A 26,648-nucleotide genomic window follows, 5' to 3' on the forward strand; every position below is an offset into this window, starting at 1 on the left:
CGGCCGGATGTGGTGGAGGGATAGGAGGTAGGTAGGAAGCTTGTCGCTCTGGGCCGTTGTTGTTTGCTGATCTTTAGGGATCAAGCATCTGACGGACGGCTTGATTACCGTTGCCTGACCGCGCGGTATCGGATCATATCTCGAGAAGCTGGTCTTAAGACAGGCTGCAAGCGAGCTGCTCGGCGTAGCTCCAATAAAGCAGACCTGTCGAACACGTTAATGGCATTGTTAGAAAGCGTGATTGTAAAAGGTAATCACGCATGTTTGGCCCGACCGCACGGCAATCGCAAGGTTGTCCGGATGGTCGGATTTGGCACCCCGCGAGGCGAAAGCGAAGCGGACAAGGTCTGCCAAATCAAACAAAGACGATGAGCATTGGCAATGAGAACGATTAAGTGTCGTAAGGGCATTTGGTGGATGCCTTGGCATGCACAGGCGATGAAGGACGTGATACGCTGCGAAAAGCCGTGGGGAGCTGCGAATGAGCTTTGATCCATGGATCTCCGAATGGGGCAACCCACCTTAAATACCTAGAAAATCATTCTGGTTGTCGGATCTTCGATCCGACATTACGGCGAACGATCGCCGACGGCCTCTGGCCTGTATGGGAGTTTCCCAATACAGCGCGGAGCGCGTCGCCGGTCGTCCGGCGCGCTAACGCAGCGCTGCACGAAGTGCAGAACGAGCGTGAGTGACAACCCGAATGGTTTCTAGGTATTGTGATAAGGTATCTACACCTGAATACATAGGGTGTAAGAAGCGAACGCAGGGAACTGAAACATCTAAGTACCTGCAGGAAAGGACATCAACCGAGACTCCGCAAGTAGTGGCGAGCGAACGCGGACCAGGCCAGTGGCAATTGTGATTAAAGTGGAACGCTCTGGAAAGTGCGGCCGTAGTGGGTGACAGCCCCGTACGCGTAGATATCATGATTGTCCTAGAGTAGGGCGGGACACGAGAAATCCTGTCTGAACATGGGGAGACCACTCTCCAAGCCTAAGTACTCGTGCATGACCGATAGCGAACAAGTACCGTGAGGGAAAGGTGAAAAGCACCCCGACAAGGGGAGTGAAATAGAACCTGAAACCGGATGCCTACAAACAGTCGGAGCCCGCAAGGGTGACGGCGTACCTTTTGTATAATGGGTCAACGACTTAGTGTAACAAGCAAGCTTAAGCCGGTAGGTGTAGGCGAAGCGAAAGCGAGTCTGAATAGGGCGATATAGTTTGTTGCATTAGACCCGAAACCGAGTGATCTAGCCATGAGCAGGTTGAAGGTTGGGTAACACCAACTGGAGGACCGAACCCGCATCTGTTGCAATAGATTGGGATGACTTGTGGCTAGGGGTGAAAGGCCAATCAAACTCGGAAATAGCTGGTTCTCCGCGAAATCTATTTAGGTAGAGCGTCGAGCGAATACCCCCGGGGGTAGAGCACTGGATGGGCTATGGGGACTCACCGTCTTACTGATCCTAACCAAACTCCGAATACCGGGGAGTACTACTCGGCAGACACACGGCGGGTGCTAACGTCCGTCGTGAAAAGGGCAACAACCCTAACCTCCAGCTAAGGTCCCCAAGTCATGGCTAAGTGGGAAAGGATGTGAGGATCCCAAAACAACCAGGATGTTGGCTTAGAAGCAGCCATCATTTAAAGAAAGCGTAACAGCTCACTGGTCTAAATAAGGGTCTTTGCGCCGAAAATGTAACGGGGCTGAAGCCATGCACCGAAGCTGAGGATTTGCAGTAATGCAAGTGGTAGCGGAGCGTTCCGTAAGCTGATGAAGGGAGACCCGTGAGGGCTCCTGGAGGTATCGGAAGTGCGAATGTTGACATGAGTAACGATAAAGAGGGTGAGAGACCCTCTCGCCGAAAGACCAAGGGTTCCTGCTTAAAGTTAATCTGAGCAGGGTTAGCCGGCCCCTAAGGCGAGGCAGAAATGCGTAGTCGATGGGAACCACGTTAATATTCGTGGGCCTGGTGGTAGTGACGGATTGCACAAGTTGTTCATTCTAATTGGATTGGATGGGCAGCGGAGCGGTTCCAGGAAATAGCTCCACCGTATAGACCGTACCCGAAACCGACACAGGTGGTCAGGTAGAGTATACCAAGGCGCTTGAGAGAACTATGTTGAAGGAACTCGGCAAATTGCACGCGTAACTTCGGAAGAAGCGTGACCCCATGCTAGGCAACTATTATGGGGTGGCACAGACCAGGGGGTAGCGACTGTTTATCAAAAACACAGGGCTCTGCGAAGTCGCAAGACGACGTATAGGGTCTGACGCCTGCCCGGTGCTGGAAGGTTAAGAGGAGAGGTGCAAGCTTTGAATCGAAGCCCCAGTAAACGGCGGCCGTAACTATAACGGTCCTAAGGTAGCGAAATTCCTTGTCGGGTAAGTTCCGACCTGCACGAATGGCGTAACGACTTCCCCGCTGTCTCCAACATAGACTCAGTGAAATTGAATTCCCCGTGAAGATGCGGGGTTCCTGCGGTCAGACGGAAAGACCCCGTGCACCTTTACTATAGCTTTACACTGGCATTCGTGTCGGCATGTGTAGGATAGGTGGTAGGCTTTGAAGCGGGGACGCCAGTTTCCGTGGAGCCATCCTTGAAATACCACCCTTATCGTCATGGATGTCTAACCGCGGCCCGTCATCCGGGTCCGGGACAGTGTATGGTGGGTAGTTTGACTGGGGCGGTCGCCTCCGAAAGAGTAACGGAGGCGCGCGATGGTGGGCTCAGACCGGTCGGAAATCGGTCGTCGAGTGCAATGGCATAAGCCCGCCTGACTGCGAGACTGACAAGTCGAGCAGAGACGAAAGTCGGTCATAGTGATCCGGTGGTCCCGCGTGGAAGGGCCATCGCTCAACGGATAAAAGGTACGCCGGGGATAACAGGCTGATGACCCCCAAGAGTCCATATCGACGGGGTTGTTTGGCACCTCGATGTCGGCTCATCGCATCCTGGGGCTGGAGCAGGTCCCAAGGGTTTGGCTGTTCGCCAATTAAAGCGGTACGTGAGCTGGGTTCAGAACGTCGTGAGACAGTTCGGTCCCTATCTGCCGTGGGTGTAGGAATATTGACAGGATCTGTCCCTAGTACGAGAGGACCGGGATGGACATATCTCTGGTGGACCTGTTGTCCTGCCAAGGGCATAGCAGGGTAGCTACATATGGACGGGATAACCGCTGAAGGCATCTAAGCGGGAAACCCACCTGAAAACGAGTATTCCCTATCAGAGCCGTGGAAGACGACCACGTTGATAGGCCGGGTGTGGAAGTGCGGCAACGCATGAAGCTTACCGGTACTAATAGCTCGATCGGCTTGATCGTTCTCATTGACTATGCTCATCTCAAGGCGACCGCAAAGCGGTCGTCCTGACAAGGCGAAGGCGTCAGCCTTTGCCCGGTCCCGGCGAACACGAAGTGTTCGTCCGGTTGGAGCTCTAAAACGTGTTCAAAAACGAAGTCATAGGACTTCACCAGCTTCTCAAAACAACAAAGTTGCGCTTTGCCGACCTGGTGGTTATGGCGGGGTGGCTGCACCCGTTCCCTTTCCGAACACGGCCGTGAAACGCCCCTGCGCCCATGGTACTTCGTCTTAAGACGCGGGAGAGTAGGTCGCTGCCAGGTCTGCAAAACGCAACTATGTAAAACAATCTTCTCATTCACAGCCAACGGCCCAAAGCCGAAACAAAGGGCCGCTCACAAAGCGGCCTTTCGTGTTATAATACCGAAGCAAATCTCAAAGATTTGCACATGGCGCGGGGTGGAGCAGCCCGGTAGCTCGTCAGGCTCATAACCTGAAGGCCGCAGGTTCAAATCCTGCCCCCGCAACCAAATTCCTCTTAAAGATCAGCACCTACCTTCTTATCGCTGGTCGAAAAGCTTCGCCTTCCCTGGCGATGGTAGCTCCTCGTTCGCAGAGCTCACCATAACCTGAAGGGTGAGCGGTCGATCGGGCCCGCCAGATAAAACAGTCCAGTGGACTGGTTAAGACCCGAACGGGGCGAATCCTGAAACCGAAACCAAATACACAAAAGCCCGCCTCGTGCGGGCTTTTGTGTATTTGGTAACGGAGCGAGGATCTGACCCCTCTTCCGGGCGCCGCAAGAAGGCGTAGCCGACGCAGCGGGACAGAAAACAACACAGCCTCAAACCGAAACCAAATCCCAAATAGACAACACATGAAAGCCTCGGACCGCAAAAACGAGAATCTCGTCAATGCAGACGTGGTCGGCGTCGCTCGCTGAGCTGCCGTCCCCGGTTCCAGCGGGCGATGGTCTCCGGCACGACGTCCGTCTTGCCAGCAGCGGGCTCGGCGATCGAGCGCAGCCGCTCGAGGGCAACACCCGCCTTGGTGGCGTAATCAAGCGCGGCCGGATCGTCCGAATGCACACCCTGGATCGCGGCGAAGACGGCCTCCGCCTCGGCCAGCCGTTTGCTGGCCGCAAGGGCGATACCGCGCTTGTAATGTGCCTGGATAAGATGCGGCCCGATCTCGCCGACCCGGCGGAAAGTCTCTGCGGCCTGCTCATATTGATGCAGGGCAAGCTGCGTATCGCCAAGCCGCATTTGGATCGGTGTCGGATCGGGCGCTTGCTCGACAAGAACCTTGTAGGCAGTCAATGCCTCCGTCAGCTTGCCGCGGTCGAATAGCAGATTGGCGAGCCCGAATTCCGCGCCGGTATGGCCTGGAGCCGATTGCAGGACCTGGTTGAAGGCGATCTCCGCCCTGCTCCGGGCTCCGTTGCGATACATGTCGAGCGCCTGCTCATAGACGAAACGAATGCTGCGCGGGTTGAGCACGCCATGCAGATTCTGGCCGTTGCGGGTGCGGAACAGGGTGCAGCTGATCCGCCTTTCCTCCACCCCGAACATGTATTTATAGGGTTCGTTTCCGCGCAGGAAATCATAGGTCTTGAAGCCGTGCTCGATCGCCCGCCGGATGCAGTAACCATGCAGGATGAGACCGGGAGACGGCGTCTTCCAGTTCTCGTCGCGACCGGTGATATAAAAGAGGATCGCCTTCTTCTGCCGGTCGACGATATTCGCCAGCGCGCCGAGCGGCTGGTCGCCATGCCAAAGGACCGGCACCTCGAGATTGCCGCAGTTGAAGCTGTCCATCAGCATTTCGCGTGTGGTGATGATCAGCCGCTCGGTCCGCTCCGTGCCTTTGCGGGCACTCCACTTGATCCGCCAGAGATTGAAGAGGATATCCAAGTCCCGATCAATGGTCTCGGCGGTTGCCATTGTGATCCGGTAAATATCGTCTCCTTCGACCTTGCGCAGGAACCGCCGGAGCTTCTGGCGCGTCTGGCTGCTCATGCGCTGTTCGAGATAGTCGTCGAAGCTTGCCGGCAGGGGGACGATCGGGCAGATCGTATTGTCGATATTCTCGCTGTTTTTGGGCGAGCTGTCGCGAAACATCACCTCCGGTCCCTGCAGCGCCTCGATCATCTTCTCGCGCCGGCCGGCTGGGCCGCTGAAATATTCGAGCTTCAGGTCCGTCCAGTTCTGATGTTTGAGAAACGAAGCAAAGCCGGCAATGGCGTGATGCTCGTAGTCCGGTCTGACGATGAAGCCGGTATAATCGGCCGCAAAATTCCCGGCCATGATGATCTCGTCGTAGAAGAGCCCGGTCTTCTCGTTCAGATGCGTGATGAGGCGCAGCGGAAAGAAGGCGACATAGGGTGCTTCGGGATCGCGTTCGCGAAGGGCGAGAATGAACCAGCGGCGTCGGCGGGAGAGATAGTTCTTCAGCCATATCCAGGAGAGGAAATGCTGCGCGTCGGGATCGTCCAGGAAGACCTGATCCCAGTTCTCGCGTACCGCCTCGAACCCCGCAATGGTGTCGATGATATCTATGCGCATGCTCGCCCCCAATACCCCATACGTCACTCGGGAGGTTTCATTCTAATGGGAAACACCGATCTTCAAATAAACCGTCCGGATGATTTAAGTGGCCTAAATGGGATTAGTCCTGAGCCGGCGCATAACCCAAAATCGCATCCGGTTCTGGTAGGAATTATGCACAGATTCAAAACGTTAGAGCGCAACGGGTCCTGAAGAATGCTGCACTTCAACGGACATCGCCCGAAAGTGTGCAGCGGTTTTGAGAACATGGGTACATAAGGATTAGATCAGAGCTCGCCGGAGATCCGCGGGCTCGCATGGATGAAGGCCCAGAGCGTCCGGCTGATGGCGACGATCTCGGCAATCGACTTTTCGAGAAGGTCGAGTTCGCGCGCGTCCATCTGTTCGATCTTGCCGTAGCGGATCTGCTTGTCGTCCTCGACGAGCCGCATCAGCTGCGTGCTCGAGATCTCTCCTTTTTCGTCGAAGGAATAGATGCAGTGATTGTACTTGTTGCGGATCTTGGATTCCTTCTTCAGCCGCGCCATGGCTGAAAGGATCGCCTTGCGGTCGGAAGGGGAGGTCGAAGCGAGCTTGGACAGCCGTTCGATGAGATCGATCCGGGCGCGCGTGGTGTTCAGCGTCAGGAACACGACGATTGCCGCATCCTTTTCGACCCGGAGAAGATGGGCGATGATGTAGATCAGCAGGCTTTCGGTGTTCGTCCAGACATAGTTCAGGCGGCCGACCCGCAGCAGGACATCGGACATCGCCGCCATGCTTGACCCTTTCTCCCCGGAGGGGATCCATCCCTCAAGGGATGGACATGCGGACATTACATCAGAACAACGGGCAAGTCCGTCATATCTACCGGATCGCCTGGGCCGGATCGTGAGCGATCAGCGCTCCTTGAAAGCCCGGGACATGCTGTCGGTGATCGGTTTGCTCAGATATTCGAAGAAGGTGCGTTCCGACGTCTGAATCAGCACTTCGGCCGGCATTCCGGGAACGGGATGGAAATTGTGCACCCGCGCAATCTCGGAATCGGGTATTCCGACGCGGACGATATAGACGTCCTTGACCGAAGCTCCCGCATTTTCCTCGATCGAATCGGCTGAGACGTAGAAGACCTTGCCCTGCAAAACAGGGGTCGTGCGCCGGTTGAGCGCCGTTAGGCGGATCGAGGCCGTTTCTCCCTCATGCAACTGGTCGATCGAAGTTCGCAGCACCTTCGCTTCCAGGATCAGCGGCACATGCGACGGCAGGATCTCCATGATCGGCTTTCCTGTCGTGATGACACCGCCGGCTGTGTGAAAATAGGAGCGCACCACCGTGCCCGACACCGGCGATCGGATAGTGGTGCGTTCGAGCACGCCGGCGGCCTCGCGCATCTGTTGGCGCACACTGTCCAGATCGGTTTCAGCGGTCTCGAGCGCATCGAGTGCAGCCTGCTTGTTGGAGTTGACGGCGATGACGGCTTCCTGGCGGAACTTGGCAATCTCCGCCTCGCTCTCGTTCAACTCGCCGTTCAGTCGAGCAATGTCGCCCATCGCATCGGCGATCGCCCGCTCGATTGCAAGCAGATCCGTCTTGCGCATATAGCCGACCTTGACCAGCCGAGCCTTGGAGTCGCGTTCCTCGGTCAGCAGCGACAGCTGCCTTTCGAAGGATTCTCGCTGACCCCTATAGCCGGCGAACCGGAATTCGAGCGATGCGATGTTCTTCCCGATCAGATTGAGCTGCTCCTCGAGCTTGATCTGCTTGCTGTGGAAGACGACGTTCTGGCTCTGGATGATCGCGTTGATGTCGGGATCGCCGGCCTCCTTCGTCACGATATCGGGAAGCTGGAATTCGCGCAGGCCCTGCGCTTCGGCACGGAGCCTGGCGACGACGGCTTCAAGGCGCAGGCGGCGAAGCTGCAGCATCCGCTCGTTCGAGCGGGATGCTGTGGGATCGAGGGTCAGCAGGATGTCGCCTTCCTTGACCGTATCGCCTTCGCTGACGCGCATCTCCTTGATGATGCCGCCTTCCAGATGCTGGATGATCTTGTTGTTGCCGGTCGCGACGAAGCTTCCCTGCGCGATAACGGCGGAGGCGAGCGGCGCCGTCGCCGCCCAGAAGCCGAATCCTCCGAACGAGGTGAAGAGAACCGTCAGGCCGACGATGCTGTGCACACGGATCGAGCGCGGCACATCGCTATACCACTCGAGCTGCGCCGGACCGGTCGTCTCCCGATTTTTCCGTCCCATGTCGTTCATCCCTCAATGCGCGGTGCTTGTTGACCGTTATTGCTGTTGTTCTTGGAAAGCGCCTGCAGCACCTCGATCCTTTCCCCGAACATGGCGACAGTGCCGTCCTTGAGCACAAGGATCTTGTCGACGCATTGGAGAAGAGCCGGGCGCTGGGTAATGGTGACGGTGGTAATACCCTGCTTCTTGGCGTGGATCAGTGCCCTGGCAAGGGCTGCCTCGCCCTGCGTATCGAGGTTCGAATTCGGCTCGTCGAGGACCACGAATTTGGGATTGCCGAAGAAGGCACGGGCGAGCGCAATGCGCTGCTTCTGGCCGCCCGAAAGCGGAGCGCCATCGGCTGCAACGATGGTTTCGTAGCCCTGCGGGAAGCCGGCGATGAGTTCGTGCACGTCGGCCAGCACCGCGGCCTCGTAGATCTGGTGATCGTCGACGTCGTCGCGCATGCGGCAGATATTGGCCTTGATCGTGCCGGGAAAGAGCTGCACGTCCTGCGGCAGATAGCCGATGCTTTCGCCGAACTGGCGCTGGTCCCAGTTGCGCAGATCCATCAGGTCGAGGCGTACATTTCCCGATGTCGGGACGATCGAGCCGACGAGCATCTTGCCGAGCGTCGTCTTGCCGGACCCGGAATTACCGATGATCGCAAGCGATTCCCCCTTCCTGAGCGAGAAGGAGATGCCGTTGAGAATGACCTTCTTTTGCGGTGGCGGCACGAAGAGAATGCGTTCGACATCGAGCCGGCCTTCGGGATTGGGGAGTCGCAGGCGCGGGAAGTTCAATGGGGAATTCAACAGTAGTCCCTTGATCCTGCTATAGGCGGTTGCCGACCGGTTGAACTGGTTCCAGCCTTCTATGGCGCCTTCGATTGGTGCCAGCGCGCGTCCCGAGATGATCGAGGCCGCAATCACCATGCCGCCCGTCAGTTCGCCGGCGAGCGACAGATGTGCGCCCCAGCCGAGCAGGGTGACCTGGGTGATCATGCGGCAGGCCTTCGATATGCCGGAGAAGATGATATTGCGGTCCTGTGCCTCGACTTGCGATTTCAGCGAACCCGCCGTTTCCCGGCCCCACATCTTCACGGCCTCGGGGATCATCGCCATTGCGTTGATGATCTGCGAATTGCGCGACATGGAATCGAGATGGAAATTCGCCCGGCTGAGATAGCCGTTGGATTCGGCGAATTGCCGGGCGGTGAATTTCTGGTTCAGATAGGCGATGACGAAAAGCACCGCGCAGCAGACCATGATGATGATGCCGAGATGCGGATGCACGAAATAGACGACGACCACGAAGAACGGCATCAGCGGCGCATCGAGAAATGCGATCAGCGTGCCTGATGTCAGGAAGCCGCGCAGCAGCTGCAGATCCTGCAGCGTCTGATAGTCCTTGCCGCTGCCATGCAGCGATGCCCTCGCTGCAGCGCTGAGAATCGGCGCGCCGAGCTGCACTTCGAGCTCCACCGCGGTGCGCATCAGGATGAAGCGCCGCACCGAATCCATGAAGGCCTGCAGCAGCACGGCGCCGATCACGGCGATCGAGAGCATGACGAGCGTGTCGACGGAGCGGCTTGTCAGCACCCGGTCGGATATCTGGAAGAGATAAAGCGGTATCGCCAGCAGAAGGACGTTGATGGCGATCGTGAACATCATGACGACCACCATATTGCGCCGTACCGCCGCCATGCCGCGCGAGAGGCTGGCGGCGAAATTCACAGGCTCGCTACGCTTGTGAAAACCGCCGCCGCCGGTGCGCAGCCGCCTGTCGTTCTCGCTGATCGGACCGCTTTCTCCTTCGATGGTCTTGCCGAAGGGCATCGTCGGGCTCGATTTAAGCTCGGTCTTCTCTTTCGGCAGTTCGGGGGTCACCCGTGCTTCGATCTGCGGCCGGGCGGGCGCTTCCGGCGTTTTTGCTGTCGCCAGGCCCTGCGCCACCGCGACATGAGGTGCCGTTTCTACTTCAGCTTCCGGCACCACCATCTTTTCCGGGAGCGGCGCCCGCGTAGCGCTTGCGCGTCCGATATCGGCAGCCTCGTTTGCCGCAGCCTCGCACGTCTTCTTGTGGCGATCGGGAGACGAAGCAGCGGCGCCGCTCAGCCTGCGAAGGTTCTCTACCGCCTCATCGATCGCGGATATGCACACATCGGTCATCGGCGCATCCGAGGGAGCAGCGGAGGGAATAGTACCCGATCTCAGATCGAGGGCGCTGCCTGCCGCAAAGATTTGTTTCGAAATCTGGTTCATCGTGGTTCCCTCACAATACTCAAGGTCACGCGACCATGGCTTGCATTACGTCGGCGGGGTGCGTCGACGACCATGAAAAATCATTCCCGGCATTGATGACGCCGTCAGCGCAATCGCCGCCCGCCGGATCGTCATTGTCGAGAAAAGCGATGACTTCATTGGCGAGCCTGTCGTCGGCCGGCTGTGGCTGTGTCGTGTCATGCTCCACCAGTCCGCCCTGAATGAGGATGGCGTCTGAATAGAGCTGGCCTGCCAGATAGGTCGTCTGGCCGAAACTGTCGTAGTCGACGATCTCGGCGATGTTGACGACCGCATTGCTGCCCGTGTCGATCGTAACCGTTGCGTCGGGATTGTTTTCGAGAATGGTCGATGCCGCCTGGGTCACATCGTCGGAATCGCCGAGGATGCTGACCTGCTTTATGATCGTCATGTCGTAGAGATTGCCGGTGATATAGAGAACGTCGAGGCCGGCATATCCCTGGAAATTCACATCGAAGGACAGCCCTTCCGGCATGTTGGGATCGCGATCTTCGATCGCCTTCTGCGTGTCGACCATGTAGTCGGGCATGGCCTCGAACGGGCCGCCCGTCCCGACATTGTGGATCGAGGCGAAATTCCAGATCAGGTTGTTGCCTGTTTGTAGGTCGGCGCCGGGATCGAGGTCGCCCTCTGCCCGCACCCAGTCATTGTCGTAGAGCAGCGAGACCTGCGTGATGCTGTTGATATCGAGCACATTGCCGCCGATGATCACCAGATCATATTGCAGGCCCATCTGGAAAAAGGAGGAGAAATTAATCGAAGTATTGCCGCCCGTCAGAACCGTGGCTTCGGACCCTGAGGTGGTGACCGTCATCGTGTCGTTGTCGGTGACGAAGTGATATTGCTCGATCCACTGTACGAAGGAGACGTCGCCATCGATGACGCTGACGCGCCAGCTGTTGGGGAACGTCGGATCGGCTGAAACGGGCTCGGCATGGCTCGATGCTTCGAAGGTGCTGTGTTCGAAGAGGGCGATATTCTTGGCAACCGTCCCCACTTCCTCGGCCGAATGACCGGATGAATGCAGCGTTGCAGCAATCTCGTCGTTGTCGCTGTAGACAAAGGCCTGGGAGATCGCGTCGACCTGGTGATAATTGCCCATCACCGCCGTGACCAAGGTGATGACGCCGGTGTTGATCACCGAGGCGACGTTGACGACGAGATTTGCACCGGCGGTCACCTCAAGGCTGTTGCCGCTCGGGTCGGTCTGCTCGACGGATGTATTGCTGTCATCGGGTTCTTCCGGGAGCTTGGCGAGACCGCGGTCGGGCAGGAAGTCGTCGAGGACCGGTATATCGGTCTCGGCCTTGCCGTTGACATAGACTTTGTCGTCCATGGGTTCGGTGGTGACGAAATGATGCGTCACGTCGCTATCGGGCGAGGTCACCCCGCTATCCTCGGTATTTCTGGCATTCCGGATATAGTTTTGGAGATCCTCGGCGATCTTCAGGGCGTCATCATAGGTATCTGTCCGGTGGAGGCTCGCAAAAGGCGTGAAGATCTCGGCCCTGGTGCTGAAATCCGCGAGCTGCTCGATGACGAAACTCGTGTCTCGAGGCGCATGGACGCCATCCGTCATATCGAGATAGTCGTCGTCGTAGAGGGCGTTGACCTGGAGGACATGACTGATCGCCGAACCAGGCCCGGCAAAGACTGTCAGTTCCGGCTCATCCGTGAGCACGATATCCGTAGGGTCGCCGAAATGCGGTAACGGGATGTCCTTTCCGGCAATCGCCGCCAGCTTCTCGAGGCTCTCTTCGAAGACGCGGCCGAAATGGCGCGCTGGGCCAAATTCGATTTCGTAGCTGCCGCTTTTGTAATTGATGCCCGGATCGTAGTCCTTGAGCTGGAGATCGGAAGAGAAGGCGGCGGTAAAGGCATCCTGATCCGGCAGAGCCGGTCCATCCGCGCCCGGTCCTGCGCCTTCGGCATAGTTGGCACGCAACCTCATCTCGTCGGTCGTCATCTCGAAGAGACCGATGAAGTGCGCAATGATTTCCGAAATCTTCTCGATATGCATGGTTCGGCCCTCCCATTCGAGATGACGATCGGCCTTGGTGGCGCCCGCCGGGGGAGCCGTGGTGTGGTCGTCAAATCGTTTTCAAGCAATCAAACTGCACCGGCTTGAGCCGGTGCAGTTCGTCTTGGTCGCTGGAGGTCGTGTCAGGTGCCGGTATCCTCGCCGACGTCGGAGGCATGAGAATTGCCGCCGATGACGCTGGAGTCGACTGTGTTGCTGAGCAGGTTCGCACCCTGAACGAGCTCGAGGTGGAAGCCGGAATTGGCAAGGATCGCCGAAGCATCGGCCGCGCTCGAACCAGCGGCGTCGTCGCCGGCCTTGAGATCCCAGCCTTTGCCGTCCATCTCCATGCCTTCTGCGCTGTCGGCGGTGCCGCCATTGGCATTCAGGTGGTTCTGAGCTCCTGCGTTGTCCATCTTGGTGTTCCAGGCGCTATCCTGGTCAGCCAGATGGTTCGCCTGGACGGCGCTGAAGCCGCTGTCATTGCCTTCGCCGGTCAACGAATTGTTCAGGATGCTGTCGACGTCGAGAGTGAAGGAGAAGTCGTCCCCGAGGTTGAAGGTGAGGTCGTGTCCGGCAACGCCGAGATTGGAGTCCTTGACGTCCTCGATGACGGCGAAGTCTGTGTCCGTCTTGTTGAAGCTGTCGGAGGTGTTGTTGCTGTCGGTAACCGTCTTCGTATCCGTATCCGTCTCGGTAACGGTCTTGATATCGGTGTCGGTCACGGTCTTCGTATCGGTGTCCGTGATCGTCTTGGTGTCGGTATCGTTGTCGCTGTATGACTTGCTGTCATAGCTCCAGTCGTAGTCGGTCTTGGTGTCGGTATCGGTGATCGTCGTGGTCTTGGTGCTCGTATCGTCGTCGGACTTATAGCTCCAGTCATATTCGTTGTCGCGGTTGTCGCCATTGTTGGCGGCGACATCGATCTCCGACTTGACGTCCACGTCGACGCTGTTGTCGGTATTGTCGCGATTGTCGCCATTGGCGACGCCGCCGACATAACCGGTCGAATCGTCGTCGATTTTAGTCGAATTGATCGCGCTGTTGGCAAAGCCGTCGGCAAGCGCCCCGGCCTTCGTGATTTCGGTGTCGTCAGACATTGCATTCTCCAGAAAAACCGGAGCAGCTTTTCGAAATCCCTCTCATCTCAAATGGGATTTTACTCGCGCTCGCTCCGATGCGGTTAACATCGGCAGATGTATTCGATACTGGTCATCTGCAGCTTCATCGCGATTTGTTGATCAAACCGTTGGTATTGGGAACGTACGTACTAAGTACAAGGCCGCACATATCCGGCTCCGAATCCTGGGAAGGATAGGGAGTATTCAGGTTTTCTTTTCGTTGGGTTGCCCTAAATGGAGGCCGCGCATCAAAAACGCATGACAATGCATGGCTTTCCATGTCGCCACTTGGACGACGATCACAGAATGCTGTAAAGAATATGGATCCGATAGATACCAATTCGGGCTAAGGCCGATTTGCCACTTCCGGCTAGCCCCTGTCGTTGGAGCGTTGAGACTTCTTCAGCCGGGGCGACGCTAAGCTGCGAGAATCCAGGACTTCCGGCATTCGCCGCTGGGCTGAGGAGCAGCTTTCGAGGTCTGCCTGTCTCATATCCGACACTTCATGCATGATGAAAATATAACAATCTGTACTGAAACATTACATTTAGCTCTCATCTATAGTGAAGGCAAATATAGCCTCTAAGTATATATTGCAGTAAGAATGCAACCGTTGCTTGGTATCGTATCGTTGTTAGTCCGCTAAAACTAATTACTTTGGGCCATTTCCTTCCTTCTCAATCCGTATTAACATAATTAAGAAATGTCTAAAAAATAAAGCGATGACTTTGGGGTCGGCATTTCTTACTAACTAATACCCGCCATCGCGCCAAGTTGAGTAAAGTGTAACGCTAGGGGAGGCGTATATGTTCATGACAGGCTCAGGAATGGAGAATGCGGACCAGGGAAGGAAGTTGGGTTCGTCCGGAGATACTATATTAGTGGTAGCAAAGGCGGATCTTTTTTCAGAATGCATGGTAGAAGCACTGGCAAAGAAATTTCCGAACTGTGATGTGGCAAGCATAACGAGTACAAAGCCGATGCTGGAAAAAGATACCGGCGATATGAAACTCGTTTTATTCTACCATATACCCGGCCCGGAGCTCCATGAAGCGTTGCAGGCTGTCCGCGAAAACCATCCTGAAACCTCGATCGGACTTGTCGTAGAAGCTATCGACATGCTCGAGACTTATGTCAGCCGGCTGGTAGAAGCGCGGATCATCGATGGCGTCCTGCCGCTCAACCTCCGGCTCGATGTCTTCATGGCTGCAGTGGATCTACTGATGAAGGGCGGCGAACATTTTCCGTCAGCACTTCTCAATCGCCTCACCAACAAAAACGCCCAGCTGGAGCCTTCGCTCTATCAGACAAAATCGGTCGATGCGGCCCGCAGCAATGCGCTCAAGCTAAGACGCGACAGCATCTCCGCTTTGACCACCCGGGAGGTTCAGATCCTGGATCTCATCTGCAAGGGGACGCAGAACAAGATCATCGCCGACAAGCTGCATCTTTCCGAGAATACCGTGAAGGTTCACGTCCGCAACATCTACAAGAAGATGAACGTGCGAAACCGCACGGAAGCGGCATCCCGCTTCTTCAATGAGCATCCCGCCGGCGAAGACGACATGTCCGGACGCTGGCGCAATTGATCTAGCGCTTTTTGCTTCAGGTTGAGGGCCGCGCAAAGCAGCGCGATTTTTGTCCGAAGCCGCTTGGAGAGCAGATATAGGGCGCTGAGCCGTGATAGGCTGCGGTGCGGAGCGTCGGCGTAGCCGGCCGCTCGGCCCGGTTTACCGGATAGGCGTAGGCCTTCGAGACGCGCGGGGCTTCGATCCCGCCGATGTTCTTTTTCGCGACGACCGCGAAATCGTCGTCAACGACCGTGCAAGCCGTCGTTCCGATCGCCAGAAGCGCCGTTCCCCAGACGAACATCGCCGAGCGGAGGCGCCAGCCTTTGAGCTGCGTCGCGTCTTGTTTTTTCAACATACCAAATCCCTCGCATATGGCGCCTCCGGATGCAAGACCGGCGGTGAGGTTGAGCTCGGCCAATCTGCTGCGTTCCCTCGTATATTAGCTGCATTGAGTGAAGCTTGAGAGGTGGATGAGAGGCGTATTGGTGGTATTGCGTTGAAAGTGATTAATCATTTGTTACCTTAAGTATACTTTCGTAATTACTTTGGATAGTTGGATTTTTTCAAGTTGACCTTACCGGCGTTCGTTGTATTATTTTAATAGTAATTCGGTTATCCGAAGAGTAACTACAAAGTTATTCATGAGTTGACGCTCAGTTTTATGAATATCGAGTGCGGATAACGGACGCATGCAGTGCATAAATAAAACAAAAGACTAGATACCTGGGAAGGAGTTTGTAATGCGTAGTTTCGTTCCCAACGAAGGCTATTCTAAAGTATCAGGCATACCGGTGCTCCAAGGGCGACGCACCGTCCTTGTGAATGGCGGGGGCGGCTTCCTCGGTTCGCATCTCTGCGAAAGACTCCTGCACCGCGGCCACAGCGTCACATGCCTCGATAATTTTTCGACCGGCCGCCGTGCGAATGTCGCTCATCTTGCATCGAACACCCGCTTCCGCATCGTCGAGCACGATGTTAGGCAGCCCTTCGATATCGAAGCATCGCTCATCTTCAATTTCGCCTCCCCCGCCTCTCCGCCCGATTATCAGCGGGATCCTGTGGGAACGCTGCTCACCAACGTGCTTGGCGCCGTCAATACCCTTGATTGCGCGCGAAAGACTGGTGCGATCGTCGTCCAGTCGTCGACGTCGGAGGTCTATGGCGACCCGACCCAGAGCCCGCAGCGCGAATCCTATTGCGGCAATGTCAACCCGATCGGACCGCGCGGCTGTTACGACGAAGGCAAGCGCAGCGCCGAAACGCTGTTCTTCGATTACCACAGGACTTACGGTGTCGACATCAAGGTCGGCCGCATCTTCAATACCTACGGACCGCGCATGCGCCTGGACGACGGGCGGGTGGTTTCCAATTTTATCGTTCAGGCCCTGCGCAATGCCGACCTGACGATCTATGGCGATGGTCAGCAGACCCGTTCTTTCTGCTATGTCGATGATCTCATCGAGGGTTTCCTACGTTTTTCGGCTGCCGGCAGCGCCTGCAACGGTCCGATCAACCTCGGCAACCCAGCTGAAATGACCGTTCGGCGTCTGGCGGAAATCATTCGAGACCTGACGAACTCCCGTTCCCGGATCGTCCACCTGCCTGCGGTCGCCGACGACCCTCGTCAGCGGCGGCCGGATATTTCCCGGGCCATGGCCGATCTTGGCTGGAAGCCCCGCATCGGGCTCGAAGCCGGCTTGGCTCGCACCGTTGACTATTTCGACGGACTGCTGGCCGGCGCAGAGAAGGCGGAGGTCGTATGAGATGCCCCGCTACATTCTCGTTACCGGCGGCGCCGGTTTCATAGGCAGTCATATCTGCAAAGCGCTGTCGCGCGCCGGCATGATCCCTGTCAGCTACGATAATCTCTCGACAGGACATGCCGACAGTGTCCGCTGGGGTCCGCTCATTCGGGCGGAACTTGCCGACGCCGCTACCTTGCGCCGGACTCTTACAGAGTTTTCGCCCGATTGCGTCATCCATTGTGGTGCCAATGCCTATGTTGGCGAATCCGTCGACATGCCCAGGAAATATTACCGCAACAATGTCGTTGGCAGTCTGACCCTGCTCGAGGCCTGCCTCGATCAGGATATCGACCGGATCGTCTTTTCGAGCAGCTGCGCCACCTATGGCGTTCCCGCCTCGTTGCCGATACGCGAGGAAAGCCCGCAGCATCCGGTTAACCCCTATGGCCGCACCAAGCTGATCTTCGAGATGGCGCTCGAGGATTTTGCGGCTGCCTATGGCATCCGCTATGCCGCGTTGCGTTATTTCAACGCGGCCGGAGCCGATCCCGATGGTGAGCTTGCCGAGCGTCATCAACCCGAGACCCACCTCATTCCGCGCGCCCTTCTCGCCGCCGCCGGCAGGCTGGAGCGGCTCGATATCTTCGGAGCAGACTATGCGACCGAGGACGGAACCTGCGTTCGCGACTATATTCATGTCAGCGATCTCGCCCAGGCGCATCTCGCCGCCGTCAACCATCTGATGGCGGACGGCGGTTCGCTCAGCGTCAATCTCGGCTCCGGTCGGGGCACCTCGGTGCGGGAGATTCTCCAGGCGATCCATCGCGCGAGCGGCTGCGAAGTCCCCGTCCGTTATTGTGCGCGCCGCATCGGCGACCCGCCGATCCTCTTTGCCGATACTGCAAGGGCGCAGGCGGAACTCGGCTTTGCCCCCGTCCTCTCGGACATCGATACGATCATTCGCACCGCCGGCCCCACCTTCGGCCTGCAGGTGACGGCATGAGCGACATTTCCCAGATCGGCCATGGCGTGACAGCCAAAGCCGCCGCCGCTGATGCATTCGATCTTGTTTTCACCGGCTGGAACCGTGTCGCCTATGGCTTCGGCATCCTCTGCTGGCTGACGGCACTCGGCTATTTCTGGATCTGGTGGTGCCAGTCCGCCCATATCATTTCCTGGGCCACCTTCGTGCTCATCACCCTCGTGCTTGCCTGGATCACGCTTGTGCCGGCCTATTTTATCCTGATCTTTCTCGATGCGAGGACGGTCAGCCCTAGCGCGCGGCTGCCGGAAGGGCGGGTGGCTATGGTCGTCACCAAGGCGCCGTCCGAGCCCTTTGCCGTTGTCCGCACCACGCTACAGGCGATGCTCGACCAGGTCGGCGTCGATTTCGATGTCTGGCTCGCCGACGAGGACCCTTCGGAGGAAACCAGGCGCTGGTGTGCGGCGCACGGCGTGCTGATCTCCACCCGAAAGGGTGTGGCGGAGTATCATCGCACCACCTGGCCGCGCCGGACGCGTTGCAAGGAAGGCAACCTCGCCTATTTCTACGACCATTTCGGCTATGCGCGTTACGATTTCGTCGCCCAGTTCGATGCCGACCATGTGCCGACGCCGACCTACCTCCGTGAAGTTTTGCGCCCCTTCGCCGATCCTGAGATCGGCTATGTCTCCGCTCCGAGCATTTGCGATGCCAATGCCGGGACAAGCTGGGCGGCGCGTGGCAGGCTCTATGCGGAGGCAAGCCTGCACGGTTCGCTGCAGACGGGTTACAATAATGGCTGGGCGCCTCTTTGCATCGGCTCCCATTATGCTGTCCGCACCGCCGCCCTTCGTCAGATCGGCGGCCTCGGCCCGGAACTCGCGGAAGACCATTCGACGACGCTGATGATGAATGCCGGCGGCTGGCGTGGCGTGCATGCCGTCGATGCGATGGCGCATGGCGACGGACCGGCGAATTTCACCGACCTCGTCGTCCAGGAATTCCAGTGGTCGCGCAGCCTGGTCACCATTCTGTTGCAACATTCCCGCCGCCACATCATGCACCTGCCCTGGCGGCTGAGGTTCCAGTTCGTGTTCTCGCAGCTCTGGTACCCGCTCTTTTCGGCCTTCATGGCCATGATGTTCCTGCTGCCGGTTGCCGCGCTGCTGACGGGCCGTGTCTTCGTCAATGTCACCTATCCGGATTTCCTGCTGCATTTCGTGCCGATGTCGATCGTGCTGACGCTGTTTGCCTTCTTCTGGCGGGCAACGGCAACCTTCAGGCCGCACGATGCGAAATTGCTCGGCTGGGAAGGGCTTGCCTTCATCTTTCTGCGTTGGCCGTGGTCGCTGGCCGGCAGCCTTGCCGCTGTCCGCGACTATATCTGCGGCTCCTTCGTCGATTTCCGTATCACGCCGAAGGGAAGGCAGCAGCAGCGGTCTTTGCCGCTGCGCGTCATCGCGCCTTATATCGGGCTCGCCGGCCTTTCCGCCGTCGCAATGATGCTTGCGACCGATGCCGCGGCCGCCCAGGGTTTTTATGTTTTCGCCATGACGAACCTCTCGGTTTACCTGTCGCTGACGGTGCTGATCGTCGTTCGCCATGCGGTCGAAAACGATCTGCCGCTGCTGCCGCAATCGCGCGGGCTGTGGCTTGCGACAGCCACCGGGCTTGCGATTTTCGTCGCCGGCGGCACGCAGGCGGGGAGCCACGGCCTGCGCGGCCTCGAAGCTCTTTCGCACGGCCAGACGTTTGTCAGTTTCACCGAAACGCAATTCGCCGTGGCCGGCGCCGGCCTCGGCGGCGGCAAGACCAGAATCGTGAAATTCCACCTGAAATGGAATGGTTTCGGCAGAACCGGCCGAGACGAACAGGGTGCATGATCCGGCGGAACCGGCAAGTGTCGAGTATGGAGGATGTAATGAGTATCGGATCGAGACTATGGGGAGCAGCGCTTGCTCTCAGCCTGTGCCTGCCGGTGGTAGCGCACGGCGCCGAGGTTGCCAAAACGAAGGCGCCGACGCCGCTCAGCGCCTATGAGCTCTATCGGATCTACGGCGACAAGACCTGGACCTGGACCACCGGCGGCGGCCGTTTCTTCGATGAGGGCCGGCGGTTCGTCGCCTGGAGCAACGACAAGGGGAAGCCGTCCTTTGCCGAAGGCAGATGGGTGGTCGACGATCTCGGTCAGCTCTGCATGCGCGCCACCTGGACGAATGCCGAGGGTGCGGCCCGCGCCAGCACCTGTTTCGGGCATCGCAAGATCGGCAATACGATCTATCAGCGGCGCCAGCCGAACGGCGAATGGTACGTCTTCCGCCACGCATCGGTGCGTCAGGGTGATGAGTTCCAGAAGCTTGTTCCCACGGATACCGTGAGCGCGAAGGCAAGCGAACTGAAGCAGATCCTGCTGAGCCAGGAAGTAGCCCGAAAAGGAGGGTGAGCCATGAAGAAGCTGATGAAAAAAAACCTCTCGACCGCCGCAATAGCGCTGCTGCTACTGTGTGTCGCGGATCTGCCGGGCCGAAGCGAAGTGCAATATGCCGGCATTGCTCCGAACCCGGCGGCGGCCGTGCGGACGATCATCGACAAGCGCCCCGTCCTTCATGCCGAGGGCATCAAGTTCGGGGCCTACGATCCGCACGGCGATTTCGGCGCCCAGGCAAATGTCGCGACCGAAGCCCTGTTCCTGCCGTGGGAGGACGTCGACCTCGAGACGTTGCGCGTCGCCGATGCCTATGCGCAGGCTAGAGGCCGCAACCTGCTGATCACCGTGGAGCCATGGTCCTGGGACGTCGATTGGCGGCTGACCTCCGCAGAGCTTCGCGCAAAGGTTCTGCGCGGCGATTATGATGTCAATATGCGTGCGATCGCGCAGATGATATCGGCGCTGAAAAGCCCGGTGATCGTCCGCTGGGGGCAGGAGATGGAGGACAAGTCAGGGCGGTTTTCATGGTCCGGCTGGAACCCGCAGGACTATATCACGGCCTACAGGCGGATGATGGACATCGTCCGCCTGGAGGCGCCCGGCACCGAGCTCATGTGGTCGCCGAAGGGAGAGCCTGGCCTCGAGGCCTATTATCCCGGCGACGATTACGTCGACCTCGTCGGGCTCTCGGTCTTCGGCCTGCAGCGCTACGACGAGCTTGCCTATAATGAGCACCGGACCTTCTCTGAAGCGCTGAAGCAGGGATATGATCTCGTTGCCGGCTACGGAAAACCCATCTGGGTGGCGGAGCTCGGCTATGAAGGCGGCGACGCCTATATGAAGCCGTGGATCGAAACGGTTACGTTGAAGCAGAGCGCCTTCCCGAAACTGCAGGAAGTGGTCTATTTCAACGACCGGGATGTGCATGCCTGGCCCTTCGATCTCGGCCGGCCGGACTGGCGCGTGGTCGAAAGCCTAGGCAACTGACATTCTGAAAAGAGAGGCCCGCCGGGGTGTTGCGGGCCTCTCCTCTCACGTCCGGCGACCGATCATCCCTTGATCGTTGCCTTACCCTCTTCGATGAGCCGGGTTGCCGCATCGGCGGGCGAGACCCGTTCGAAGGCGAGTTCGTCACAGATCGGGCGCAGCACACGCTGGTCGAACTGGGTTGCGCCCATTGGCACCGGCGGCGGATATTCGCCGACCTGATCCTTGAGCATGTTCACGTATTTGACCGTCTCCTGCTCCGTCGGGTTGAGCTGCGGCAGGATGGCTTCGCGCACGGTAGGCGACATTGGCACGCCGCGTTCCACGCCGAGAATCTTGCCGGCTTCGGGATCGTTAACGAAGAAGCTGATGAACTTCGCGGCAGCTTCGCCCTGTTTGGTCGTCGCCCCCACACTCCAGATCAGTGCCGGACGGTAATAATGGCCGGATGGACCGCCCTTCTTTTCACGCGGCAGCATGGTGATGCCGAGCTTGTTCTTGATGATCAGCTGATAGCCGATCATCTGGTTTGAATAGGCCATGCCGATCACCGATTTGCCGAGACCAAGCGCATTGGTGTCGATGGTGTTCTGATCGAGCGTCTGGACGTCGGCGGCGACGGTGCCGCCCGCCTTGCGCAGCTTCTCCCAGTAGTCGAACCATTCCCTGGCATCGTCGGCCGTGAAGCCGAGCCCAACGCTTTCCCTCGCAAAGAGACTCTTGCCACGTTGGCGCAGCCAGGCATCGAACACATAGGCGTAGCGTGCCGCATAGGGGCCGCCGCTCTTGCCGGAGGACTTGGAGAGTTCTACGGCGAGCTTGGCATACTCATCCCAGGTGAGGTCGGGGGTCGGCAGAGGGATGCCCGCCTTTTCGAATTCGACTGTGTCGAAGAACATCGAGAAGGAGTTGAGCCCGAGGCCGACACCATAGAGCTTGCCGTCGATGGTGGTCAGTTTCAGCATGTCGGCGCCGAAGGACTGGACGTCCAGCGCGGAGGGGACGAATTCATCGAGTGGCAGGCAGGCGCCGCGCTTCGAATAGTCCGAGATTGTTCCTGGCTCGAGCTGGAAGATGTCGGCGATCGAGCGGCCGGCCATCTGCGTTGCGAGCTTCGTCCAGTAGCCGTCGCCCGAAAGCGATTCACCGACGACGGTGACGCCAGGCGACTTCGACTGATAGAGCTTGGCAACCTCGAGCGTGCGCTTGGCGCGGTCGTTGGATCCCCACCACATGGCGCGCAGCTGTGCGTCTTCGGCAAAGGCCGGAATGGCGCTTCCGGCGCCGAAGGCGAGGCCGGCGGCCGCACCGGCTGAACCCATCAGGAATGAACGGCGATTGACCTGCATGATAGTCCTCCTTGTTCCAATATGCCCGCTGCCATCCTCCAATGGCGTTGTCAGGGCATCTCAGCAAACAGAGTACGCAAAAATATTTTTTTTGCAAGAACCAACCATTTTCTTGCAAATTTGCATTATTTGCATAATGTTTGCCCCATGAACGACCAAAAAATCAGACGGCCGCGTCAGGCCGATATAGCCACATTGGCCGGCGTCTCGGTCTCCACTGTGTCACGCGTGCTCGCCAACGAACCTGGTATCAGCGAAAGCGTGCGCCGGCAGATATTGAAGGTGGCGGCCGAGAACGGCTATCCCGTCAAGCCTGCTTCCGAAGCCATTGCGGGGGGACTGGCGCTGATTGCCAGCGACGGCGTCACCGGCACTCTCAGCGTCTTTTATGAAGCGATCGTCGACGGCTTGCGCGCTGGCGCTGCCGAAGCGGGCATGCCCTTCGAAGTCCGGCTGGTCCGCGAGGATCGAACCACGCCGGATGCCGTGCGCGACTATATGCAGACCGCAGGCGCTGAAGGCCTCTTTCTCGTCGGTATCGATCCGAACGAGATGTTGCGCGACTGGCTGCAAGCCAGCGTGACGCCCACGGTTCTTGTCAATGGCACCGATCCGAGGATGCAGTTCGATGGAGTTTCGCCGGCTAATTTCTTTGGCGCCTATGAGGCGACCAACCGGCTGATAAAGGCTGGCCATCGACGCATCCTGCATCTGAGCGGCTCCCACCGCCATACGATCCGGGAGCGCGTGCGCGGTTTCGAGGCGGCGGTCGCCGCCGTCCCCGGTGCCGAGGGCCGTTTCGTGTCCCTGACCCTCCAGGGCAGCCCCATCCGTGAGGCGCATGAACGCACCGCCGCAGCACTCGCCGAGAATGCCGGTTTTACCGCCGCCTTCTGCATGAATGATTTCATCGCGGTCGGCGTGCTCGAGGCTGTGACCGAGGCCGGCCTACGCGTGCCGGAGGATTTCGCGATTGTCGGCTTCGACGATCTGCCCTGCGCGCTGATGACCAATCCACGGCTGTCCACCATGCGCGTCGATCGCGCCGCTCTCGGGCGTGAGGCCGTGTCGCTGATGCTTGCCCGTTTCCGCAACAGGACGGCACCGGCCCGCCACATTTGCCAGGCGGTCGTTCCCGTTCAGGGTGGAACTGTTCCGAATCCGAATGCCGAAAACCCGTGAGAGATGCGATGACCTATGATCCTGCCAGCGCCAACCCGCTTGCCGGCAATCCGCTGGAAACCCGCGCCGATATGAGCCGCGCCCTGCTGGCGCTCTTCGATCCGCTGCTTCCCTGTTTCTCGAACGGCAATGCCCGCGTCACGCTCAATGGCGGCGGCGCCCATTTCGACCGGGCGGCGGCCGATCTCGAAGGGTTCGCCCGCCCTCTTTGGGGATTGGCGCCGTTTGGCGCCGGCAACGGCGACTTCGCCCACTGGCATCGTTTTGCCGAAGGCCTCGCAAACGGCACTGATCCCGCCCATCCGGAATATTGGGGAACGGTCAATGGCCGCGATCAGCGGATGGTCGAGCTTGCCGCTCTCGGTTTTGCCCTGGCGCTGGTGCCGGAAAAGATCTGGGAGCCGCTCGATGCGCGCGCCCGCGGCAATGTCGTCGCCTATTTCAAACATGTCAGGCAGTTCGACTATGCCGACAACAATTGGAAATTCTTCCGGATCTTCGTCGATATCGCGCTCGATCGTCTCGGCGCCGATTTCGACCGTAGCCTGACGCGGCAATATCTCGAGGAGCTCGAAGGTTTTTATATCGGCGACGGCTGGTATCGCGATGGAAACGTCCGCCGCATCGACCACTACATTCCCTTCGCCATGCATTTCTATGGCCTGATCTATTCGAAGCTCGTTGACGACGATTATGCAAAGCGCTACCGCGAGCGCGCGGTCCTCTTTGCCCGGGATTTCCGGCATTGGTTTGCCGCTGACGGGGCGACGATCCCCTTCGGCCGCAGCCTGACCTATCGCTTTGCCTGCGCCGGCTTCTGGTCGGCGCTCGCCTTTGCCGATGTCGAAGCTCTGCCCTGGGGCGAAGTCAAGCATCTCTGCCTGCAGCATCTGCGCTGGTGGAAGGACAAGCCGATTACCGATCGCGACGGCGTGCTGTCGATCGGTTTCGGCTATCCGAACCTGCTGATGTCGGAGAGTTACAATTCCGCCGGCTCACCCTACTGGGCCTTCAAGGCCTTCCTGCCGCTGGCGATCGCTGAGGATCACCCATTCTGGACGGCGAAGGAGAAAGTGCCGGAGCAAGCACCTGACATCGTCTCCCAGCGTCATCCCGGCATGGTGATCATGCGGGCGGGCGGCGATGTCGTGGCGCTGTCTTCCGGCCAGGAAAACCTGCAGATGCGGTGCGGCACGGAAAAATATGCGAAGTTCGCCTATTCCGCCCGCTACGGCTTCAGCGTCGAGGCCGATGAGCGTGCCTTTGCGCTTGCCGCCTTCGATTCAGCACTTGCCTTTAGCGATGACGGCCTGCACTACCGCGTGCGCGAAACGAACGAGGAAGCCAAGATCGCAGGCGAGGTGCTGTTTGCGAAATGGTCGCCTTTTGCCGATGTCGACGTCGAAACCTGGCTCGTGCCCGCCGCACCCTGGCATATCCGCCTCCATAGGATCAGGACAAGCCGGCCGCTGCGGATTGCCGAAGGCGGATTTGCCATCGGCCGCCGGGATTTCGAGCTGGATACGCTGTCCGCTTCGGCTGGCGTTGCCTATGCGGTCGGCGAAGCCGATTTCACCGGCATTCTCGATCTCGGCTCCTCGGTCAAACGTTCGGGCCTCGTCCAGAAGGCAATGCCCAACACCAATGTGATCGTCGCGAAAACCCTGGTGCCGCAGCTGCGCGGGCAGATTCCGGCCGGTGAAACCATCCTGGTGACGGCAGTGCTGGCACTTGACGATCCCGCCGCCCGCTCGTCTGCCTGGACGAGACCGCCGAAAGCGCCTGAGATTGCAGCGCTGGAGGCCTTGGTGAGGGAAAAGGGCGTGACAGTCAGCGCCATCGAAGCGCCCGGACAAATGCCATGAGCCAGCCGGCTATTGTCCTTGCCATGCAACCGTCGCGCACGCAGCATGTCCTGTCGGATGAGGTCCTGCGCCGGCTGAGCGGCATCGGTCGCCTGCTGGATTCCAAGCCGCTGCAGCGCTTCGACGACGAGCGTGCGAAACGTCTGCTGGCCGAGGCGGAAATCCTGATCACCGGCTGGGGCGGGCCTTATGTCGGGCCCGAAATTCCCGCCGCGGCGCCGCATCTCAAGTTCATCGTTCATGCGGCCGGCACGGTGAAAGGCGTCATCGACGACGCCATCTTCGAAGCCGGTATCCCGGTCAGCCATTCGGCCGAGGCCAACGCCGTGCCGGTGGCCGAATTCACGTTGGCGGCAATCATCTTCGCCGGCAAGCGCGTCTTCCGTTTCCGCGATCTCTACGTTGCCGACCGAAACCGCAACCGGACACATTTGATGCAGCGCGAAGCGATCGGAAACTACCGCCGCGCTGTCGGCATCGTCGGCGCTTCGCGCATCGGCCGGCGCGTGATCGAGCTCTTAAAACCCTTCGACTATAGACTGCTGCTCTCCGATCCGACGCTTGATGCCGCCGAGGCCGCCAGCCTGGGAACAGAAAAGGTCGATCTCGACGAATTGATGCGGCAATCGGATATCGTTTCCCTGCATGCGCCGTCGCTGCCGTCGACGCAGCATATGATCGATGCGCGAAGGCTGTCGCTGATGAAGGACGGCGCGACGCTCATCAACACGGCGCGCGGCATTCTCATCGATGAGGCCGCCCTGCTTTCAGCGCTCAAGACCGGTCGCATCGACGCGGTCCTCGATGTCACCGATCCGGAAATCCCGGAGGCAGATTCTGCTTTCTACGATCTACCGAACGTCTTTCTGACACCGCATATTGCCGGCGCCATCGGGCTGGAACGGGCGCGCCTCGGCGAGATGGCCGTGGATGAGATAGAGCGCTTCGTGACCGGCAAGCCGCTACTCTACCAGATCCACCAGGCAAACCTCGAAAACATCGCCTGAGGCGCGT

General features: G+C 58.7%; 17 protein-coding genes, 1 tRNA gene and 2 rRNA genes. 12 read left to right on the top strand and 8 right to left on the bottom strand.

The genetic code is table 11. From position 1 onward, the window contains the following. Positions 1 to 389: 389 nt before the first annotated feature. The 3 genes from RlegSU303_RS22945 to RlegSU303_RS22955 all read left to right on the top strand — a co-directional run bounded on the left by RlegSU303_RS22945 (position 390) and on the right by RlegSU303_RS22955 (position 3,837). Positions 390 to 3,330: ribosomal RNA gene (locus RlegSU303_RS22945) — 23S ribosomal RNA — on the top strand. Between the two features lie 185 nt (positions 3,331 to 3,515). Continuing rightward, a 5S ribosomal RNA gene (gene rrf, locus RlegSU303_RS22950) occupies positions 3,516 to 3,630 on the top strand. A gap of 130 nt (positions 3,631 to 3,760) precedes the next feature. Beyond that, positions 3,761 to 3,837 (top strand) — tRNA-Met (locus RlegSU303_RS22955). Between the two features lie 381 nt (positions 3,838 to 4,218). Here RlegSU303_RS22955 and RlegSU303_RS22960 read toward each other — a convergent pair. The 6 genes from RlegSU303_RS22960 to RlegSU303_RS22985 all read right to left on the bottom strand — a co-directional run bounded on the left by RlegSU303_RS22960 (position 4,219) and on the right by RlegSU303_RS22985 (position 13,504). Then, on the bottom strand, positions 4,219 to 5,871 hold the full coding sequence (locus RlegSU303_RS22960) for a GNAT family N-acetyltransferase (RefSeq protein ID WP_131720685.1): 1,653 nt from the start codon (positions 5,869 to 5,871) through the stop codon (positions 4,219 to 4,221). A gap of 269 nt (positions 5,872 to 6,140) precedes the next feature. Continuing rightward, positions 6,141 to 6,632: a hypothetical protein gene (locus RlegSU303_RS22965; protein ID WP_017962677.1), complete on the bottom strand. Its 492-nt coding sequence runs from the start codon at positions 6,630 to 6,632 to the stop codon at positions 6,141 to 6,143. Positions 6,633 to 6,752: 120 nt separating this feature from the next. Further along, positions 6,753 to 8,102 carry an HlyD family type I secretion periplasmic adaptor subunit gene (locus RlegSU303_RS22970; RefSeq protein ID WP_017962678.1) on the bottom strand — a complete coding sequence of 450 codons (1,350 nt, stop codon included), beginning with the start codon at positions 8,100 to 8,102 and terminating at the stop codon, positions 6,753 to 6,755. Positions 8,103 to 8,107: 5 nt separating this feature from the next. Further along, complete coding sequence (locus tag RlegSU303_RS22975) at positions 8,108 to 10,345, bottom strand: type I secretion system permease/ATPase (RefSeq protein ID WP_168275625.1); 2,238 nt, start codon at positions 10,343 to 10,345, stop codon at positions 8,108 to 8,110. Between the two features lie 25 nt (positions 10,346 to 10,370). Then, positions 10,371 to 12,404 carry a hypothetical protein gene (locus RlegSU303_RS22980; RefSeq protein ID WP_131719786.1) on the bottom strand — a complete coding sequence of 678 codons (2,034 nt, stop codon included), beginning with the start codon at positions 12,402 to 12,404 and terminating at the stop codon, positions 10,371 to 10,373. A gap of 143 nt (positions 12,405 to 12,547) precedes the next feature. Beyond that, positions 12,548 to 13,504, bottom strand: a complete 957-nt coding sequence (locus RlegSU303_RS22985) for a hypothetical protein (protein WP_017962681.1) — start codon at positions 13,502 to 13,504, stop codon at positions 12,548 to 12,550. Between the two features lie 827 nt (positions 13,505 to 14,331). Here RlegSU303_RS22985 and RlegSU303_RS22990 point away from each other — a divergent pair. Continuing rightward, positions 14,332 to 15,114: a helix-turn-helix transcriptional regulator gene (locus RlegSU303_RS22990; RefSeq protein WP_017962682.1), complete on the top strand. Its 783-nt coding sequence runs from the start codon at positions 14,332 to 14,334 to the stop codon at positions 15,112 to 15,114. A gap of 16 nt (positions 15,115 to 15,130) precedes the next feature. Here the strand turns inward: RlegSU303_RS22990 and RlegSU303_RS22995 are convergent, their stop codons facing one another. Continuing rightward, entirely contained in the window at positions 15,131 to 15,451 is a 321-nt protein-coding gene (locus RlegSU303_RS22995; protein ID WP_026158950.1) for a hypothetical protein, read from the bottom strand. Between the two features lie 385 nt (positions 15,452 to 15,836). On the opposite strand from RlegSU303_RS22995, the gene RlegSU303_RS23000 reads away from it, so the two are divergent. Genes RlegSU303_RS23000 through RlegSU303_RS23020 form a run of 5 tightly spaced genes read left to right on the top strand, consistent with a single transcriptional unit; the run spans position 15,837 to position 21,238 of the window. After that, positions 15,837 to 16,859, top strand: a complete 1,023-nt coding sequence (locus RlegSU303_RS23000) for a UDP-glucuronic acid decarboxylase family protein (RefSeq protein ID WP_131707653.1) — start codon at positions 15,837 to 15,839, stop codon at positions 16,857 to 16,859. A 1-nt stretch (position 16,860) separates the two neighbouring features. Next, positions 16,861 to 17,844 carry a UDP-glucose 4-epimerase GalE gene (gene galE / locus RlegSU303_RS23005; protein ID WP_131707654.1) on the top strand — a complete coding sequence of 328 codons (984 nt, stop codon included), beginning with the start codon at positions 16,861 to 16,863 and terminating at the stop codon, positions 17,842 to 17,844. Beyond that, positions 17,841 to 19,706: a glycosyltransferase family 2 protein gene (locus tag RlegSU303_RS23010; RefSeq protein WP_131620960.1), complete on the top strand. Its 1,866-nt coding sequence runs from the start codon at positions 17,841 to 17,843 to the stop codon at positions 19,704 to 19,706. Before galE ends, RlegSU303_RS23010 begins: the two co-directional genes overlap by 4 nt. A gap of 38 nt (positions 19,707 to 19,744) precedes the next feature. Further along, on the top strand, positions 19,745 to 20,266 hold the full coding sequence (locus tag RlegSU303_RS23015) for a DUF995 domain-containing protein (RefSeq protein ID WP_025396560.1): 522 nt from the start codon (positions 19,745 to 19,747) through the stop codon (positions 20,264 to 20,266). 3 nt (positions 20,267 to 20,269) lie between these two features. Further along, a complete protein-coding gene (locus tag RlegSU303_RS23020) occupies positions 20,270 to 21,238 on the top strand; it encodes a glycoside hydrolase family 26 protein (RefSeq protein WP_131620962.1) in 969 nt (322 codons plus the stop codon). A 62-nt stretch (positions 21,239 to 21,300) separates the two neighbouring features. Here RlegSU303_RS23020 and RlegSU303_RS23025 read toward each other — a convergent pair whose 3' ends face one another. Next, positions 21,301 to 22,587, bottom strand: a complete 1,287-nt coding sequence (locus RlegSU303_RS23025) for an ABC transporter substrate-binding protein (RefSeq protein ID WP_017962689.1) — start codon at positions 22,585 to 22,587, stop codon at positions 21,301 to 21,303. A 147-nt stretch (positions 22,588 to 22,734) separates the two neighbouring features. Here RlegSU303_RS23025 and RlegSU303_RS23030 point away from each other — a divergent pair, with 147 nt between their 5' ends. From RlegSU303_RS23030 to RlegSU303_RS23040, 3 genes are read left to right on the top strand one after another with little or no spacing between them, the layout of a single operon-like run. Then, positions 22,735 to 23,769, top strand: coding sequence for a LacI family DNA-binding transcriptional regulator (locus tag RlegSU303_RS23030; RefSeq protein WP_131620964.1), 1,035 nt, complete (start codon positions 22,735 to 22,737; stop codon positions 23,767 to 23,769). Between the two features lie 8 nt (positions 23,770 to 23,777). Further along, complete coding sequence (locus RlegSU303_RS23035; protein ID WP_131707657.1) at positions 23,778 to 25,634, top strand: DUF2264 domain-containing protein; 1,857 nt, start codon at positions 23,778 to 23,780, stop codon at positions 25,632 to 25,634. Beyond that, entirely contained in the window at positions 25,631 to 26,641 is a 1,011-nt protein-coding gene (locus tag RlegSU303_RS23040) for a hydroxyacid dehydrogenase (RefSeq protein WP_131629965.1), read from the top strand. Before RlegSU303_RS23035 ends, RlegSU303_RS23040 begins: the two co-directional genes overlap by 4 nt. The last annotated feature ends 7 nt before the right edge of the window (positions 26,642 to 26,648 follow it).

This window comes from Rhizobium sp. SU303 (assembly GCF_021052345.1).
Taxonomy (GTDB): domain Bacteria; phylum Pseudomonadota; class Alphaproteobacteria; order Rhizobiales; family Rhizobiaceae; genus Rhizobium; species Rhizobium laguerreae.